This is a genomic window from Bacillus sp. BP-3 (genome assembly GCF_028401955.1).
Classification (GTDB): domain Bacteria; phylum Bacillota; class Bacilli; order Bacillales; family Bacillaceae_G; genus Bacillus_A.
In genome coordinates this window covers 95,830-112,434 of record NZ_JAQOTJ010000009.1, presented here as the reverse complement: position 1 = coordinate 112,434, position 16,605 = coordinate 95,830, and the positions used below count along the sequence as shown (strand labels likewise).

Annotated in this window: 18 protein-coding genes; 10 read left to right on the top strand and 8 right to left on the bottom strand. The window is 34.7% G+C overall.

Annotation, left to right across the window (positions count from 1 at the left end; all coding sequences use genetic code 11):
- Nucleotides 1-19: 19 nt before the first annotated feature.
- The 3 genes from liaF to PLX19_RS15570 are packed head-to-tail and all read left to right on the top strand — an operon-like array spanning nt 20 to nt 2,446.
- The gene (liaF, locus tag PLX19_RS15580) at nt 20-760 is read left to right on the top strand and encodes a cell wall-active antibiotics response protein LiaF (protein ID WP_272189604.1); all 741 of its coding nucleotides are present in this window, start codon (nt 20-22) and stop codon (nt 758-760) included.
- The gene (locus PLX19_RS15575; protein WP_272189602.1) at nt 760-1,821 is read left to right on the top strand and encodes a sensor histidine kinase; all 1,062 of its coding nucleotides are present in this window, start codon (nt 760-762) and stop codon (nt 1,819-1,821) included. The genes liaF and PLX19_RS15575 overlap by 1 nt, the downstream gene beginning before the upstream one ends.
- Nucleotides 1,814-2,446 carry a response regulator gene (locus tag PLX19_RS15570; RefSeq protein ID WP_272189599.1) on the top strand — a complete coding sequence of 211 codons (633 nt, stop codon included), beginning with the start codon at nt 1,814-1,816 and terminating at the stop codon, nt 2,444-2,446. Before PLX19_RS15575 ends, PLX19_RS15570 begins: the two co-directional genes overlap by 8 nt.
- 35 nt (nt 2,447-2,481) lie before the next feature.
- Here the strand turns inward: PLX19_RS15570 and PLX19_RS15565 are convergent, their stop codons facing one another.
- The gene (locus PLX19_RS15565; RefSeq protein ID WP_272189597.1) at nt 2,482-4,023 is read right to left on the bottom strand and encodes a bifunctional metallophosphatase/5'-nucleotidase; all 1,542 of its coding nucleotides are present in this window, start codon (nt 4,021-4,023) and stop codon (nt 2,482-2,484) included.
- 245 nt (nt 4,024-4,268) lie between these two features.
- Here PLX19_RS15565 and PLX19_RS15560 point away from each other — a divergent pair, with 245 nt between their 5' ends.
- Nucleotides 4,269-4,478, top strand: coding sequence for a hypothetical protein (locus tag PLX19_RS15560; RefSeq protein ID WP_081625617.1), 210 nt, complete (start codon nt 4,269-4,271; stop codon nt 4,476-4,478).
- Between the two features lie 33 nt (nt 4,479-4,511).
- Here PLX19_RS15560 and PLX19_RS15555 read toward each other — a convergent pair whose 3' ends face one another.
- Entirely contained in the window at nt 4,512-5,288 is a 777-nt protein-coding gene (locus PLX19_RS15555; protein ID WP_272189596.1) for a class I SAM-dependent methyltransferase, read from the bottom strand.
- Between the two features lie 111 nt (nt 5,289-5,399).
- Here PLX19_RS15555 and PLX19_RS15550 point away from each other — a divergent pair, with 111 nt between their 5' ends.
- The gene (locus PLX19_RS15550; RefSeq protein WP_272189595.1) at nt 5,400-6,266 is read left to right on the top strand and encodes a hypothetical protein; all 867 of its coding nucleotides are present in this window, start codon (nt 5,400-5,402) and stop codon (nt 6,264-6,266) included.
- A 50-nt stretch (nt 6,267-6,316) separates the two neighbouring features.
- Here PLX19_RS15550 and PLX19_RS15545 read toward each other — a convergent pair whose 3' ends face one another.
- The gene (locus tag PLX19_RS15545) at nt 6,317-6,514 is read right to left on the bottom strand and encodes a hypothetical protein (protein WP_020060182.1); all 198 of its coding nucleotides are present in this window, start codon (nt 6,512-6,514) and stop codon (nt 6,317-6,319) included.
- 288 nt (nt 6,515-6,802) lie between these two features.
- Between PLX19_RS15545 and PLX19_RS15540 the strand changes: the two genes are divergently transcribed.
- The 3 genes from PLX19_RS15540 to hmpA all read left to right on the top strand — a co-directional run bounded on the left by PLX19_RS15540 (nt 6,803) and on the right by hmpA (nt 9,061).
- Nucleotides 6,803-6,988, top strand: coding sequence for a hypothetical protein (locus tag PLX19_RS15540; protein ID WP_272189593.1), 186 nt, complete (start codon nt 6,803-6,805; stop codon nt 6,986-6,988).
- 124 nt (nt 6,989-7,112) lie between these two features.
- Nucleotides 7,113-7,631, top strand: a complete 519-nt coding sequence (locus PLX19_RS15535) for a hypothetical protein (RefSeq protein WP_272189592.1) — start codon at nt 7,113-7,115, stop codon at nt 7,629-7,631.
- A 221-nt stretch (nt 7,632-7,852) separates the two neighbouring features.
- Complete coding sequence (gene hmpA / locus PLX19_RS15530; protein WP_272189591.1) at nt 7,853-9,061, top strand: NO-inducible flavohemoprotein; 1,209 nt, start codon at nt 7,853-7,855, stop codon at nt 9,059-9,061.
- A 16-nt stretch (nt 9,062-9,077) separates the two neighbouring features.
- On the opposite strand, the gene PLX19_RS15525 is transcribed toward hmpA, so the two are convergent.
- The gene (locus PLX19_RS15525) at nt 9,078-9,590 is read right to left on the bottom strand and encodes a Crp/Fnr family transcriptional regulator (protein WP_272189590.1); all 513 of its coding nucleotides are present in this window, start codon (nt 9,588-9,590) and stop codon (nt 9,078-9,080) included.
- 414 nt (nt 9,591-10,004) lie between these two features.
- Between PLX19_RS15525 and PLX19_RS15520 the strand changes: the two genes are divergently transcribed.
- The gene (locus PLX19_RS15520) at nt 10,005-10,229 is read left to right on the top strand and encodes a hypothetical protein (protein WP_272189589.1); all 225 of its coding nucleotides are present in this window, start codon (nt 10,005-10,007) and stop codon (nt 10,227-10,229) included.
- Between the two features lie 630 nt (nt 10,230-10,859).
- Here PLX19_RS15520 and PLX19_RS15515 read toward each other — a convergent pair.
- The 3 genes from PLX19_RS15515 to PLX19_RS15505 form a co-directional block, all read right to left on the bottom strand.
- Nucleotides 10,860-11,660 carry a sulfite exporter TauE/SafE family protein gene (locus PLX19_RS15515; protein ID WP_272189733.1) on the bottom strand — a complete coding sequence of 267 codons (801 nt, stop codon included), beginning with the start codon at nt 11,658-11,660 and terminating at the stop codon, nt 10,860-10,862.
- A 113-nt stretch (nt 11,661-11,773) separates the two neighbouring features.
- Entirely contained in the window at nt 11,774-12,772 is a 999-nt protein-coding gene (locus PLX19_RS15510; protein ID WP_272189588.1) for an inorganic phosphate transporter, read from the bottom strand.
- Nucleotides 12,773-12,783: 11 nt separating this feature from the next.
- Nucleotides 12,784-13,404 carry a DUF47 domain-containing protein gene (locus tag PLX19_RS15505; RefSeq protein WP_272189587.1) on the bottom strand — a complete coding sequence of 207 codons (621 nt, stop codon included), beginning with the start codon at nt 13,402-13,404 and terminating at the stop codon, nt 12,784-12,786.
- A gap of 305 nt (nt 13,405-13,709) precedes the next feature.
- Here PLX19_RS15505 and PLX19_RS15500 point away from each other — a divergent pair, with 305 nt between their 5' ends.
- Entirely contained in the window at nt 13,710-15,707 is a 1,998-nt protein-coding gene (locus tag PLX19_RS15500) for a transglycosylase domain-containing protein (RefSeq protein ID WP_272189586.1), read from the top strand.
- A 76-nt stretch (nt 15,708-15,783) separates the two neighbouring features.
- On the opposite strand, the gene PLX19_RS15495 is transcribed toward PLX19_RS15500, so the two are convergent.
- Nucleotides 15,784-16,410 (bottom strand): hypothetical protein, encoded by a 627-nt coding sequence (locus PLX19_RS15495; RefSeq protein ID WP_272189585.1) that lies wholly within the window; start codon nt 16,408-16,410, stop codon nt 15,784-15,786.
- Nucleotides 16,411-16,605: the final 195 nt, after the last annotated feature.

Sequence of the window (16,605 nt, the reverse complement as noted above, 5' to 3'; positions counted from 1 at the left end):
TAAAGAAGGGGGAGCTGCAATGAAGAAACAATTTTCGAAAACACAATTATTAGGGATGCTCCTCGTCATATTTGGATTCGGTCTTTTTCTCGATATGATTCTTGGACATTTTGAGCCTGGTGCTCTTATTTTTGCCTTTGTTATGATTATGTTTGGAAGGCATTATCGAAAAAAGAATCGATATGTGAGAGGGAATGTGTGTTTATTTGTTGGGGGACTTGTTTTCTTATTTTTCCTATTTTCATCAGCAGCTTTCGTGCTTGTTTTATTTGCTTGTTTAGCTTTCATTGGCTACCAGCTGATACAAGGCCAGCAAAAGTCAAATGCGGTACAGGTTGAAATTAAGGAAAAAGAATATATAAATGAAGAAAAACCAATCTATCGAACAGAGCCGTATATAAAGAATATTATGGTTGGTAACGTACGAATAATGGATCATATTTATGAGTTAGAAGATGTGAATATTCAATATGGAATCGGAGATATTGAAATTGATTTAACAACAGCCATGATTCCAGAAGGCGAAACTGTCATTGTCATTCGTGGTGTGATTGGTAATATTCGTTTGTATGTTCCATACGACATTGAATTGTCCTTGAATCATTCTGTTATTGTTGGGAGAATATTGCTTCCATCGCATGAAGAAACAGGCTTTAATCGTAATGTGAAGTTTAGAACGGAACAGTATAAAGAAGCTCCTCGCCGTATTAAAATTATTTCTTCGCTTATCGTAGGCGATACGGAAGTGAGGAAAGTATAATGAAAAAACAGAAGAACATTTCATGGATGTATATCCGTTACTCAATATTATCTTCTATTAGTATTGCACTTATTTGTACTATCGTTTATGTATGGAAAAGCCAGCAAAATGTGTATGATTTATTATGGAAAGAATCTATTGCTTCTGTTCCTGTTAGCTTGTTTATTATCTGTACGAGTCTTCTCATAGGTGGAATTGTTGGATATGCGATTGGGTATTATATGCAGCAGCGAATTCAAGGGTTAACGACTTTTCTATTTGAAGTAGAAAGAGGGAATTTTCCAAGAGATGCTTCGTTTACAGCAGAAGATGAATTTCATGAAGTAGAACGGAAGGTAATTGCGCTTGCTAGACGTTTAGAAGAGCAAGCAGGATTATTTCAAAAAGTAACGAATGAACGAGCGCATTGGAATGAAGAAATGCGACAACAGGCTATTTCAGAGGAACGGCATCGTTTAGCGAGGGAGCTTCATGATTCTGTCAGTCAACAGCTCTTTGCGATGTCGATGATGATGTCAGCAATTAATGAGCAAACTGCTCATATACCAGAGGGTACTCAAAAGCAATTAAAACTTGTTGAAAATATGGTTGTAAATGCTCAATCAGAAATGAGAGCGCTGCTTCTTCATTTACGTCCCGTCCAATTAGAAGGTAAAAAGTTAACGGAAGGCATTGAAGAATTATTAACAGAACTTTCACGAAAACAACATATGAAGATTGAATGGTTGATTGAGCCAATTCAATTGAAAAAAGGTGTAGAAGACCACTTATTCCGTATTGTACAAGAAGCACTGTCCAATACATTGCGGCATGCAAAAGCAAAGAAAACAGAAGTGAGGTTGCGCCAAATTGATGAATATGCAATTTTAAAAATTATTGATGATGGTGTAGGCTTTGAAGTAGGAGTGAACAAAGCAGGGTCATATGGTCTTCGCTCTATGCAAGAGCGCGTTCATGAAATTGGCGGAACTTTAAAAGTATTAAGCTTTCCAAATAAAGGAACGCAAATTGAGGTGAAAGTGCCGATTCTTTTAGAAAGAGGGGAGGAACAAGATGATTAAAGTATTACTTGTTGATGATCATGAAATGGTTCGTATGGGTGTATCAGCGTATTTATCGACTCAGCCGGACATTGAAGTTGTAGGAGAAGCAGAAAATGGAAGAAAAGGTTCGGAATTAGCACTATTACTAAAACCAGACATTATTTTAATGGATCTTGTAATGGATGAAATGGACGGTGTTGAGGCAACGAGAGCAATTATTCAAGAATGGCCGGAAGCAAAAATTGTTGTTGTGACAAGTTTCTTAGACGATGAAAAGTTATATCCGGTCATTGAAGCTGGTGCAACTAGTTATTTGTTAAAAACGTCTAGAGCGAGTGATATAGCAGATGCAGTTCGGGCGACATTTGACGGAGAAATAGTACTCGAACCGAAAGTTACCGGAAAAATGATGTCACGTATGCGACAAAAAAAGGAACAGCCGCTGCATGAAGAGTTAACAGAGCGAGAGTTTGAAATTTTACTATTAATTGCACAAGGAAAGAGTAATCAGGAAATTGCTGATGAACTATTTATTGCTTTAAAAACAGTGAAGACGCATGTAAGTAATATTTTAAATAAATTACATGTAAGTGATCGAACACAAGCTGTTATTTATGCGTTTCGTCATCAGCTTACAAATTAAAAAGGCCGTAAAGAAGCCTTTTTTTTTGTAAGTATTCACTGTATTTTTTGAATATGATTCACTCGAATATTTTCTAAAGAGGGAGTAGAACGAATGAAATTTGCGAATGCTTCTTGATCTGTTGGGCCCTCAACACGATTTCGTCCTTTTTGAAAAATTGTAAACTTATCTCCTCCATTTGCTAGAAAAGAATTTACTACGACAGAGTATGTTGTATCATCTTGGAGTGGCTCACCATTTTCTAGTGAGATTGATTTCACCTCATTTTTTTCCCATGTATAACAAATTCCAGATACTTGTAACATCCGTACTTCATCATCCCATTGTTCGTGCAGAACACTTTGAATTTCTTTACCAGTTAACTCCATCTTAATGAGTTTATTTTCAAAAGGTTGAATGAGAAATGTATTTTCCCATGTGATGAAACCGGCCGGTAAATTATGGCGTATAGTGCCGGGATTGACAAATGCAATGTCAGTTTGCATAGCTTGACGCTGAGATACAGCAATAAGGGCACCAAGATCTGCTTCTCCGTTTTTATTTTGATCTCGTGTGACCTCGTGTATACTTTTTCCAAGTATTTGCTCGGTTAAGGGGGCTACTTTTGTTTGATAGCTTTGGAGCCATGTTTGAACGATTAGATTAGGCTGTATTTGATCATGATAAGTGGGAATAATCTTCGCTGTTTTTCTTGTAATATCTTTCGTTTTGCGATTAAGTGTGAGCTGCACATTTGCAAAAGCCTTTCCATAAGAATACGCTTCAACAAGTAGTTTTCCATTGACAAATCCATTCATATAAGAATGATTATGTCCACCAAATAGTATATCTACATCATCATCAAGTTTACTGGCTAGATCAGCAAGTGGCCCGTATGTAATTCTGTCTGTTGTCTTACCATCTAGATGAGCAAGAACGATAATAGCATGGATGCCTTTTTGCTGTAATTCTCGTACATACGTTTGAACAGCAGTAGCTTCATCTATAAAAGTGACTGCCGACATATCACCTTGCATCGTAAGAAAAGGTGTTTCCTTTGTAACGACGCCGATAAAAGCAATAGGAATGCCATCAATCCATTTTATTACATATGGTGGGAATAGAGGTTTATTTGTGTTAGCATTTAGTACATTTGCACAAACATAAGGGAAAGAACTACCTGGAAACATACCGGTTTTTGGATGAAAGCCACCATCAATTAGTCGTTTTAGCTCTTCTACTCCTTCATCAAACTCATGATTACCAATTGTTCCAACGTCAAATTGTAGCATATTTAAAAATTCTATTGTTGGCTCATCTTGAAAGAGAGCCGAAATGGGGGGGCTTCCGCCAATCATATCACCAGTATGGACAAGCAAGGTATGTGGAAATTGTTGTTTATAGGCGTTGATATAAGAGGCTATGTAGTCAGCGCGACCGGCGGGCTTACCATGCAGCGGTGTAGTTGAGTTGATTTGTCCGTGTAAATCGTTTAATCCAATGATTTGTACAGGTATTTCAGGGGATTCTGGAGCAGGGAAAAGTGAAGAAAGGGTTATAGAAATGAGAAAAGGGATATACGTAAGAAAGGTAAACATGTTGTCACTCCTTTTCATATATTAGTATTTTTATTATATTAGCAGGACAACGTTTAATTTTATTAAAAAACCGTAAATCTTTTATGGGAATTATAAAATTTTTGTTTCTCATACATTTACTTTAATTTCTCTCTAAGTGAAGTTTCACTTTATTTTATGAAGAAAAGGAGGATTTATTATTTATTATAGAGAATAATGTAATTATCCACTTGCTGGAAAGAACAAACGAAGCAGAGGTGACGAAAATGCTTGTAATGGGTGTATTGTTGTGTATTACTGCAATTTGTGGTTTTATATGGTTATATTATTCTCGTTCGCTTAAGCAGGCAGGAGTGTTACTTTTTGATAAAGGTAGTTTGTTTGCAAATCAATCCAGATTTTTAGTATGTTCGAAGTGTGGCAGTGCACAGGCAAGAAATGGTGGATATCAAGAGTGTTGCCGAACAAGGTTATGAAAGAGTAACAAGCCTCACGTGATGTGAGGCTTGTTACTCTTTCTCAGCTGTCCAAATTGTCCAACGATCTTGCTCTATAATAGGAGATTTCTCGTAAAGCTTAGAGTGAATATGTTGTAATAACTCAGAAAGCTCATTGTCTGATAATTCATGGAGAATAGAGCGGCCTGTACGCGGTGATAAGTCTTGAAGTAAATCTTTAATTGAAGAGTGAATTTTACGAACTTCCCAAAAATTTTGAGTCGGATTTGTATGAAAGCCGTTATCATGTAACAAATGTAGGATTTGATTTGTTTCCGGTCTTCGTTTTGCTTCTATATGAATTAATTTTGGATAGCAAGAAAAGAAATAGCCGCGAATATGTTCCGGACTTCCTGGAATCGTGCAGTCTTCAATTGTCCGGTCTTGGAGAATAAGGATACCGTTTCGTTTTAAAATACGATATGCTTCTTGAAGAAACTTCGGAATATGATCTAGATGATGAATGACCGCTCGTGATAGAACAATATCAAATGTTTCATCTGCGAAAGGAATGTTATAAGCGTCACCTTGTGTAAAGGAAGCATTTGAAATATGAGTACAGTTTTCTTTGGCAGCTTGAATCATCTGATTTGAAAAATCAACACCAATTACTTCAGCTGCACCCATCATAGCGAGTTGTTTCGTATAAATACCACCGCCGCATCCAATATCAATCACTCTTTTTTCTTTGACATCTACAATATTTTGTACCATACGTGTCCATGAATCCGTTGCTTGACGATTCGTATACGTATATTTGTTGTTTGAACTATGAAAATTTATCTGCATGTTATAACCTCCTTTTCATGTATATTATATCGAATTTAATTTTGTAGGTTGATTTTGTTTTCTTTCGAGTACAATAAGTTTTTCTTATTTTGAGGAATGAGGATGAGAGCTATGCGAAAAAAATGGTTATTCATGTTCTTTCTTTTTTTATTAGTGGCATGTAATCAAGTAGATAAGAAAATAGAACAAGGTGAAAAAATAACAAAAGAAGCGGGGCGTATGATGGAAGAGGGTGTACAAGTAATTGTATCTCTAGCAGGGAAACCAGAAACAACATTGAAGGATGAAGAAGCCAAAATAGCGGCTAATATAATTAGTAAAGCAGAGAAACAAAACGTAATCGGTGAATTAGGTGAACCCGAATATGTAATTACAATTAAGAAAAATGGACAAGAAGAGAAATATAAAGCTTGGCTTCGTACAGAAGCGAGAACAGGGTGGTTACAAAAGGAAACAGATACAAAAAATTTTTATCTTCTATCAAAAGTGGACACAGAAAAACTGCTTTCTTTATTTCCATCAGCACCTTTAATACAAAATGATGCCGAACAACAATCAGCTATAACTAAAATTACTAAAAAGGATTTACAAATTACTCGTTTTCACATTAAAACAAAGGAAAATACAGTGTATTATACAGTATTTTATACGATTTCAGATGCATTATATAAAAAGCTGGAAAAAGAAAAAAAATATTATTTTCAATTAGAAATTCCTTCGAAAGTACAAAAGATAATCAATAAAGAAAACAGTGAACAAGTACAAGGTGAGTTAGTGAAAGAAGGATATAAACAATATGAAGTGAGCTTTGTTGTTCCTGTTAGCGGTATATCATCATCTCAATTAAAAATGTTAGAAGCGTATTATGATCAATATAACCTAAAAGTATTGAATTATAAAAAAGAAGAGATTGTTGCTTTTCAAAATATTATTGAAATAGTGAAAGAATATGGAGAGAAGATGCAATTCGAAAGATAATGGTTATTCATAGGAAATGAGAAAAAGAGTGATAAGATATCATCACTCTTTTATTTTGTTTTTGTTGAAGGCTCACTCATGGATTTTCGCGTAATAAAATAAGCGATAATAAGTGCAGAAAGGATAATGGAGCTAATAAAAATATTGTCGGGTAGCCAATCTAACAGTAATACATGTCCAACTGTATAAAAAATTAACATAGAAGCTAGAAAAGATAAGGCACCGATCATAACAGATTGCAATGTCACCGTTTTCACCTCCTTGCATTGATAGTATTGGCTAAAAATGGAGGAAATAAACGGTAGTTTTCCAATAAACTAAAAAAATATGACATAATAAGAAGAAAAAAATTATCGGTAAGGAGAGGAATATGAAACAAAATACAAAAGGATTATGGGGAATTATTGCAGCAGTGGATGTTTTTCTGTTGTCTAAATTAAAATAGCGTTAGATTACTTGCATCCTAAATTTGAACCACTTGATTATGTGCCGTATGAAGAAGAAAGAGAACAGCACTTTTTATTGATGCAATAGAGGTGTCAGAGCGAAAATTACATAAGTGGGAAGAAGACAAAGAACAGCATGAAAAGTACTATTCTACAAATATGAAAATACGTATAAGTATGTTCATTTTATACATGTTATTACTTGCAGTTTTTGGATATGCTTCCTATCAAGCAAATCCTGTTTTACAAGATCAAGTCCCTACTCGTAATTTGTAGAAAAACACTGTCGAAATGGTAAGAACAATTTATACAGGAATCCTCATTTTTTTATAGAATATTACAAATATTACTCTTTTTAGAAACAAATGTAATATTTATATAAAGAAAAGAGGTAGGGTGTATGAAAAAAATCTGGAGTATACTTGGAATTCTTCTTGTTATGGGAATCGCTAGTTACGGCTTAAGCAAATTTTTTATACACTATGCAAGTAAGCCAGTTGGAGTAGCAACGATACCAAAAGTAGAAGGTGTGGATGAGACGAAAGAAGTACGACAATTTATCAGTAACACACATGCAAGCTACAATGACTTTTTAAATTACGGAAAAGCAGAAAAGTATACGGATGGAGATTGGGAGCGTTTCATGAAATGGTTTCAAGAACAGGAGAATACTTTAAAAGGCTTTGAGAAGAAAGTAAAAAACAATCAAATAAAACGAGATGTGAAGCGAAGTTATGAAGTTTTGAAAAAGGGAGTAACTACTCGGAATATCGAATATATCGTTTATGCACATCGTGTATATCATGATCTCGATATTATTGTAAATAAATATACAGGTGAAACGAACATTTGGGGCTATACAGAGTTTGGAAATGGAAAAGATGTGAAGGTAATTGAACAGGTATTACAAGCGCCATAAAAAGACATACGTAGTATGTCTTTTTATTATGGATTTAATATACAGGAAATCTAACAAAAGATAGATGAGTCATGTCGCTGAAAATGTCATGATATCGGGGGAAAGTTTTATTTTATGATGTTTTTCACAAAACCATCATGTTTATAGTGATTAAAATCACAACCTCTATTTTTGGTATGCTATACAATGGATGTAGATAAAGAAATAGAGGAGTGAATAATATGTTAAGTGAAAAAACAATTGAAATCGTAAAGTCAACTGTACCGTTATTACAAGAAAAAGGTGTAGAGATTACAACACGTTTTTATCAAATTATGTTTGCTGAGCATCCTGAACTATTAAATATTTTTAACCATACAAATCAAAAAAAAGGAAGACAGCAACAAGCATTAGCAAATGCAGTATATGCAGCTGCTAATTATATTGATAACTTAGCAGTGATTATTCCGGTTGTAAAACAAATAGGGCACAAGCATCGCAGCTTAGGTATTAAAGCTGAACACTATCCGATTGTTGGAACATGTTTATTGCAAGCAATTAAAGAGGTAGCTCATGCACCGCAAGAAGTATTAGATGCTTGGGGAGAGGCTTATGGTGTAATTGCTGATGCGTTTATTAGTATAGAAGCAGAGATGTATGAAGAAGCGGCAGCAAAAGCGGGTGGTTGGAAAGATTTCCGCAACTTTATCGTTGTGAAAAAAGAGAAAGAGAGTGATGTGATTACATCCTTTTATTTAAAGCCAGAAGATAAAGGATCACTATCTTCATATATGCCAGGGCAGTATGTAAGCGTACAGCTAAACATTGAAGGAGAAACTTATACACATAACCGTCAGTACAGTTTATCCGATGCCCCTGGAAAAGATTATTATCGTATTAGTGTAAAACGTGAGAAAGGTATGGAGGGGTCAGAGGGAGTAATATCTAATTATTTACATGACCATGTAAAAGAAGGAGATATTTTACCATTAAGTGCACCAGCAGGAGATTTTGTACTTAATATGGATTCACACTTACCAGTTGTGTTAATTAGTGGTGGTGTAGGAATTACACCGATGATGAGTATGTTAAATACATTAATTCAGCAATCGCCAAACCGAAATGTATACTTTATTCACGGTGCATTAAACAGCGATGTACACGCAATGAAAGAGTATGTTGCAAATATAGCAAAAGAACATGAACAGGTAAAAGCATATACTTGTTACTCTGCACCGATTGAGCAAGATAAGAAAATAAAAAATTATGATAAAGAAGGATTTATTGATTTAGCGTGGCTACAAACTATTATTCCTTCTACTGAAGCAGATTTCTATTTTTGCGGACCAGTACCATTTATGAAGCAGATTCATGCAGCTTTGACAGAATGGGGCGTTTCATCAGAGCATATTCACTTTGAATTTTTCGGACCAGCAGCAAGCTTACAGTAATTAGGAAAACGAGGTGTTAGTTCACCTCGTTTTTTGTTTGTTCACGAATGAGACGATTTACGGTTTCACGGCGAATGCCAATTAATTGCCCAATTTCCGTTTGCGTTAAAATTTCATAAATAGGGATATCTCCCAAATAGGTTGCGAACCAGTCTTGTAAACGATAAAGGCGTTCTTTTGGTGAGACAGTTGTAAGCTGGTCGATACGTTGCTGCATCATGCGTAATTTTGTTTGCAGCTGGAGGGCGATCTTGGCATAAGATTCAGGGGTTGTTTGTAATTGTTCATACCATGTGTTGCATGTAATGGGTGTTACTTCTGTTTTAATTAAAGCGATTGCAGTACCATGATATTCTTTCGGTGAGATTAATGAGTGATGAGGAATTGTTTCACCTGGAACAATAATGTTGAATAGAAAAGGTGTGCCATCTTCTTGGACACGAACGACTTTTAATAGACCGCTTTTTATAAAATATAGAGGGCCTTCCTCTCCTTGGCGAAATAATACTTCTCCTTTATGTAAAATCACTGTAAGCACCTCTTTATATTTTGCATTTAATCTCATTATAGAGGAATTATTAACTTAAGACTATACTTGAAAGAGATAGAGGCGACTGTATATATAAATCTATTTTGAAAAAAGACATAAAAACTTTTTTCTTTTAAGCTGGGTGAAAGTAACTGGTTATACGTAGAAGCGGTCAGGTCTTTTTTCTTCCATGTGCAAGGAAGAAAAACAAAAAGAGAAAGAGAAAGAGAAAGAGAAAGAGAAAGAGAGTGGTCCTGCTAATAGACATCTCGTTTTATATTTGGTAGAAAAGATATTTACTTACATAAAGTCCATTAATTATATTGACGTAAGATACCGTATTACAGTAGTATACTGTTTAGTGTGTATGTGTAAGAACGGTACTAGAAAGGAATATTTTTTAGGGGGCATACCATGTTAGATGAAAAAATGGCTGATGTGAGAATTTCAGCTGATGCAGTGATACATGTAGAAGAAATGAAGGGCGGAGTTGTTCTATCAGTCGAAATAGATGGACAAATCATTTATACAATGGCTTATGATGAAGAAACTAATAGTTATGCAGAATTATATGATCGAAATGATAAACGGGCAAGACAAGTTCATGAAGATTTTATGGGATGGTCACTTGTACATTAATTATAATTTTAACAATCCAATACATGCTGCTTTTCATTTGTGAAAGAAGCATGTATTGGATTGTTTTATATTTACAAGTAAAAAAGCGATATAAAACCTCCTCTCTTTTTAAGGGAGCGAGAGCAACTGGCCGCACATAGAAACTGTCAAGATATTTTCCTATCGTATGCAAGATTTAAAACAAAAGGAGAAAGCAAATCACGGCCTTTACATAGCCGCGACTTTTATGGCGAAAAATTAAAAGGAATATATTTATCAATATAAAAAAATAAGATTGTATATATAATGTAATAATTACATTGGATTTGTAACACTCATTTTTATATTGTTAGGGCATTGTAAATGTATATGTTGTATTTTTTCGGTATGATAAAGTAAATAGGAATTTTTCATTAGTTGAACCAATTAAGCTCTTATGGAAGTTTCATTTTTACCTATTTCAGTAGGGGTCTTACAGTACGTTAGAGCGGGATCAAGTAAAAAAGATGCAACAAACATAGGAGTGATTGTTTTGGGGAATTTACATGTTTCTAACCTTATTTTATTATGTATCTGTTCAGTTTTATGTATTATTTTAGGAGTGTTTTTTTATACATGTATATAAAGAAACGCATTCTAAAAAAGAATGCGTTATAAAATGGAACTAATAATGAGGCGTGTGCCGAGAATAATTAAGGTAATACGTAATAAATTGATAATGGCATTACCACTTAATTTTGTATTAATATAAGCTCCCAATTTTCCGCCAATCCATGCACCGGGAATTAAAACAAGGGCATAGAGCCAGCTAACGTTACCAAGGTGAATGTGAGTTGCTGAATTTACAATTGAGGATAAAAGAACAATAAACATGGATGTAGCAACGGCGATTTGTGCTGGAAAAGCAAAAAGAAGCATCATTGCTGGAACTAATAAGGCACCTCCGCCAATCCCGAATAAGCCAGAAATAAAACCTACACCAAATGAAATAATGATAGCAAGAAAAGGTGGAAATTGATAGGTAATGACTTCTCCTTCTGAAGTTGTAAAAGAACGTTTAATAACAGAACTGCTTGAAACGGAAATGGGTTTCATTTTATCACGTAGCATTAGTAAAATCGATACGAGAATAAGAAAGACACCAAAATATAAAGAAAATGATTCTTGATTTAAAAATTTATTTGTCCATGATCCAATGATTCCTCCAGGCCCACTTCCAATAAATAAAATAAGACCACTTTTGTAATCTACTCGTTTATGCTTCATATAAGTAAGTGTAGAAGCCAAACCTGTAAATACAACAGTAACAATTGAAGTGCCGACGGCTAATTGTGGGGAAAGGCTGTGTAAGCCAATCAGTAAAGGAACGATAATGATTCCACCACCAAGACCAACTAGACTTCCAATCGTACCTGCTAATAATCCAATAGGTAATAGCATAATATATTCCAACTGTAACATCTCCTCTTTTGCAGCAAATACATTATTCATTATACAACGTTTTGAATGAAAATGATGTGTGTTCACAAAAAGGTCGTCTTCTACATAGAGAAGACGACCTTTTTTTAGAAAAGAAGATTTAATACGTAATAGCATAAAGCAGCTAATGAAGCTGAAATAGGAAGTGTGATAACCCATGTAATTAACATGCGTTTTGCTGTTCCCCATTTTACACCTTTTACGCGATGTGAAGCACCAACACCTAAAATAGAAGATGAAATAACGTGTGTTGTACTTACTGGTAAATGAATGAAAGTTGCACCGAAAATAACAAGTGATGATGATAAGTCAGCAGCTACACCATTTACCGGGCGGATTTTCATAATTTGTCCACCGACAGTTTTAATAATTTTCCATCCTCCAATAGAAGTACCAAGACCCATTGCAGTCGCACACGCAAGTTGGACCCAAAAAGGAATATCTGTTGAAGGGTGATAATTATTTGCAATAAGTGCCATTGTGATAATACCCATCGCTTTTTGAGCATCGTTTGTACCATGTGTGTAAGCTTGTAATGCAGCTGTTACTACTTGTAACAAACGGAAATTTTTGTTCGTTTTCGTCAGGTTAAAGTTTTTAAAGAACACTTTAAAAATACTATACACAATGTAACCAATGACGAAAGCAATAATTGGTGAAGTAATTAAAGCTTCAATGATTTTAATGAAACCTTTATAATTTAATGAATGTACACCAGCGGCAGCAATAGCTGCCCCAGCAATAGCGCCGATAATTGCATGAGATGAACTACTTGGAATTCCGTAGTACCAAGTAATTAAATTCCATGCAATAGCAGCAAGCAGTGCTGCTAAAATAACGACACTACCATTTGGTAATGTAAATGGATCAACAATATCTTTTGTAATAGTTTTTGCTACACCCGTAAATGTCATTGCACCTAAAAAGTTCATAATAGATGCCATAAGAATGGCTTGCCTTGGCTTTAGAGCTTTGGTTGAAACAGCTGTTGCGATGGCATTTGCTGTATCATGGAACCCGTTAATAAAGTCGAAAGCTAAAGCACAAATGACAACTAAAACGGTTAAAATCAAGAGTGTATCCATGATCAAACTCCTTATGCGTTCTTCATAATAATTGTTTCTAAAACATTTGCTACGCTTTGACAGCTATCAGCAACTTCTTCAAGTTCTTCGTAAATTTCTTTGTATTGAATAATCTTAATTGGATCTTTTTCACGAGAGAACAGATGTTTAATCGCATGTCTACGAATATCATCACATTTTGATTCGTAATCTTTGATCTTTATTGCGTTTGTACGAATATCGAGAAGCTTTTTATTAGACATCAATTCAATAGATGATGCAATTTCAATTGCACATTGGTTAATTGCATCAACGAACTTAATCATGTACTCATCAGCTTCTGTAATAGAGTACATTTCAAATAGACCAGCACTATGGTCTAACCCGTCCAATACATCATCCATACTCATTGCAAGTTGCAAAATGTCTTCGCGTTCAATTGGAGTAATAAACGCTTTGTTTAATTCCATAATAATTTCATGAATAAATGTGTCGCCCTTTGACTCATATTCTTTCATGCGCATGGAGAATTCTTTTAAATCACTTGCGTTTTTAAGCTTGTACTCCACAAAAAATTGAGCGCCTTCTTTTAAATTTTCGGAAATATTCGTTAACATTTCTGAAAATTTATCTTTTTTAGATTTGAAAACCATATTGTTACCCCCACCAAAGAAATAGTTATGTAAAGCATATTGGCTAGTTCATTCTATCAAAAAGCTGTCGTTTTTTAAAACATTTTATCGAAAAGTTTACAAAAACTTAACATTAGACATATTGAAAAATTAGCAATATTAATGAAAATTTAGTAATGTTCTCATCTATAGAATGTCCTTTTCTTATAAAAAGTATGACTCATAAAGAGAGCTTATACTTGACGAATTATAGCGGTATCATGGAAAATTTGTAAAGGTATAACGTACAAATATACATTTGAAAGTAAGATAGAGGAAGTGAATGAATGAAGTTGAACAGCACTCATTTACAAAGGATACGCGAGTGGCTCAAAAAAAGAAAAAAATTACGAATCGCATTGTTAACGATAGGCTTTGTTTTCTTATCCTTGTTTATCTTTGTAAATATAATGATCACAATCCAAGATATTTCTGCATTAAAGCAAGCAGTGCCTCAGCCAACAGTTATTTATGATGCAAATAAGGAAGTAGCAGCAACGTTGTCTTCGTCAAAAACGGATGGAATTAAGCGAAAAGACATTCCAAATGTTATGGTGGAAGCTGTTGTCGCAGTAGAAGATAAAAAATTTTATGAGCATCGCGGTGTGTATTATAGCGGAATTTTTCATGCGATTATTAAAAATATAACAGCAGGAGAAGTTGTTGCTGGAGGAAGTACAATTACACAACAGCTAGCTAAAAACGTATTTTTAACACAAGATAGGACGTTTTCACGAAAATTTAAAGAGTATTTTATTGCAAAGAAAATTGAACGCACATATACAAAAGATGAAATTATAGAGATGTATTTGAATCAAATTTATTTTGGTGAAGGAGCTTGGGGAATTAAAAAGGCGACAAAAACGTATTTTGACAAGGGAGTAAAGGACTTGACGATTCTGGAAGCTGCTACTTTAGCGGGATTAATTAAAGCACCTTCTACGTACTCACCTTTTAAAGACTTTAATAAGTCGATTGAAAGAAGGAATGTTGTTCTCTCATTAATGAAGGAACAAGGTTATATAGCAGAGAAGCAATATCAAAAGGTAAAAGATGAAGGGCTTTCACTTCACAGAGGTGTTGAAGATAATTATAAAGGAAAGTACTCTCAATATGTTGATTACATTGTTCGAGAGGCAATGAATAAATATAAATTGACACAAAATGAAATTTTATCAGGCGGTTATCAAATTTACACGGAATTAAATCCCAAAATGCAAGAGGCTACAGAAGCTGTTGTGAATAATGATCAATACTTTCCAAAGAGTACCTCTGATCAGATTATGCAAACAGGTGTTGTGCTTATGAATCCCAAAACGGGCGGCATTCCAGCACTTGTAGGCGGGAGGGGGCCGTATCAATTTTTACAGTTTAATCATGCAGTGCAATTAAAGCGTCAGCCAGGTTCCACGTTAAAACCGCTAGCAGTGTATACACCGGCATTAGAGCAAGGATATGAGGTATATGATGTCTTAAAAGATGAACCGCTTGAAATTAATGAATATAAACCAAGGAATAGCGGAAATGTATATCATGGTAAAGTGACGATGTATGAGGCAATGGCTAATTCATATAATGTACCAGCTGTTTGGCTATTAGAACAAATTGGTTTAGAAAGAGGATTGAAGTCTTTAGAGCGGTTTGGTATTCCACTGCAAGAAAATGACAAATCGTATCCGTTAGCATTAGGAGGGATGAGTGAAGGTACGTCTCCTCTTGTTATGGCACAAGCGTACGCAACATTTGCAAATGATGGTGTCCAAATGGAAGCGCATGCGATTCGGGAAATTCAAGATGGTGAAGGGAATACAGTAGGGAAATGGTATAAAAAAGAAATTCGTGTTACAGATGAAAAAACGGCACAAAAGATGACATATTTATTAAAAGGAGTTGTAGAGAAAGGAACTGGAAAAAAAGCGAAGCTTAAATATGCAGAGACTGCTGGGAAAACAGGCACAACACAATTAGCGGATGAATCAAATAATGGATCAAAAGATTCATGGTTTGTTGGCTATACACCAGAATTAGTTGCATCTATTTGGGTTGGTTACGATAAAACAGATAATGAACATATTGTGCCGGCTGGGAGCCAAATAACGACGACGATGTTTCGGGATATCATGAATAAAGCGATTGGAAAGCCAATTCAAAAAAACTTCGATTTATCTCTTATACCAGAAGCAGAGTATACAAAACAGTTACAAACCATTGAAGAAGAAATGAAGCGAAAAGAACAAAAAGGGAACTGGATGGATAAAATAAAAGAATGGTTTTCATCCTTTTAGAGAGTAAATCCCAGGTTATAAAATAACCTGGGATTTACATGTATTTTAAATTGTTAGTATAGGGACCGTTATTACTTTAGTCACAACGTCTTTCGCGTCGTTTACATTTCTTTCTTTTGCACTCATCTTTCTTACGATCTTGGTTACGTGTTTCATTATCATCGTTGTTATTATCATTGTTGTTATTCTCGTTGTTATTGTTATTGTCATCATTATTATTGTCGTTATTATAGTTCCAACGCATACTTTGAACATGGAACGCTGGTACATACGTAACCTGACCATCAACCTCTAGTAGAATATGATCTCTAGTACGGCCAACAACAGTCCCTTCTATTTTCTTTGGACCTTGGTTCAATTGAACCGTTTCTCCTTTAAGCCGGTTAATAACACTTCCAAAACGGGTTCCGCTTACAATGATAGGGTCTTCATTTTGGTTATTTTGATTATTGTTTTGTTCATTATCATCTGATTCTTCAGAGTCATCTTCATATTGCTCGGCAAAGCCATTAATATGATGTAACGGATAGTAAACAACACCATCGTTAGTTTGTACTACACAAAAATCACTTTGAATTTTTAATAATGTGCCCTCTCCTTTTTCTGGACCTCCTAAATTAACACTTACGTTTGTGCCAATTAAATTTTTGAAATTTCTCATCGCGTTTTGAGAATTATACGAATAATTATATGGATACATCATACATAGTTCCTCCTTAATGGAATTTATTTCTCTTTAAATCATTTGTCGTTATATGATATTCATCTTTACAGGACAAGACCTAGGATACTTGACTAATTTATAAAAAATGTGCGTATACATAAAGTGAAACTTTAATGAGTGGAGGGATCCCCCACCAACCCTCACCAATCGGGCTTTTACGGCAGCTTATCTCCC

What these genes read in the sequence shown, in the direction of transcription:
- liaF (WP_272189604.1), top strand. Translation starts at nt 20, where the DNA reads ATGAAGAAACAATTTTCGAAAACACAATTATTAGGGATGCTCCTCGTC.
- PLX19_RS15575 (WP_272189602.1), top strand. Translation starts at nt 760, where the DNA reads ATGAAAAAACAGAAGAACATTTCATGGATGTATATCCGTTACTCAATA.
- PLX19_RS15570 (WP_272189599.1), top strand. Translation starts at nt 1,814, where the DNA reads ATGATTAAAGTATTACTTGTTGATGATCATGAAATGGTTCGTATGGGT.
- PLX19_RS15565 (WP_272189597.1), bottom strand. Translation starts at nt 4,023, where the DNA reads ATGTTTACCTTTCTTACGTATATCCCTTTTCTCATTTCTATAACCCTT.
- PLX19_RS15560 (WP_081625617.1), top strand. Translation starts at nt 4,269, where the DNA reads ATGCTTGTAATGGGTGTATTGTTGTGTATTACTGCAATTTGTGGTTTT.
- PLX19_RS15555 (WP_272189596.1), bottom strand. Translation starts at nt 5,288, where the DNA reads ATGCAGATAAATTTTCATAGTTCAAACAACAAATATACGTATACGAAT.
- PLX19_RS15550 (WP_272189595.1), top strand. Translation starts at nt 5,400, where the DNA reads ATGCGAAAAAAATGGTTATTCATGTTCTTTCTTTTTTTATTAGTGGCA.
- PLX19_RS15535 (WP_272189592.1), top strand. Translation starts at nt 7,113, where the DNA reads ATGAAAAAAATCTGGAGTATACTTGGAATTCTTCTTGTTATGGGAATC.
- hmpA (WP_272189591.1), top strand. Translation starts at nt 7,853, where the DNA reads ATGTTAAGTGAAAAAACAATTGAAATCGTAAAGTCAACTGTACCGTTA.
- PLX19_RS15520 (WP_272189589.1), top strand. Translation starts at nt 10,005, where the DNA reads ATGTTAGATGAAAAAATGGCTGATGTGAGAATTTCAGCTGATGCAGTG.
- PLX19_RS15510 (WP_272189588.1), bottom strand. Translation starts at nt 12,772, where the DNA reads ATGGATACACTCTTGATTTTAACCGTTTTAGTTGTCATTTGTGCTTTA.
- PLX19_RS15505 (WP_272189587.1), bottom strand. Translation starts at nt 13,404, where the DNA reads ATGGTTTTCAAATCTAAAAAAGATAAATTTTCAGAAATGTTAACGAAT.
- PLX19_RS15500 (WP_272189586.1), top strand. Translation starts at nt 13,710, where the DNA reads ATGAAGTTGAACAGCACTCATTTACAAAGGATACGCGAGTGGCTCAAA.
- PLX19_RS15495 (WP_272189585.1), bottom strand. Translation starts at nt 16,410, where the DNA reads ATGATGTATCCATATAATTATTCGTATAATTCTCAAAACGCGATGAGA.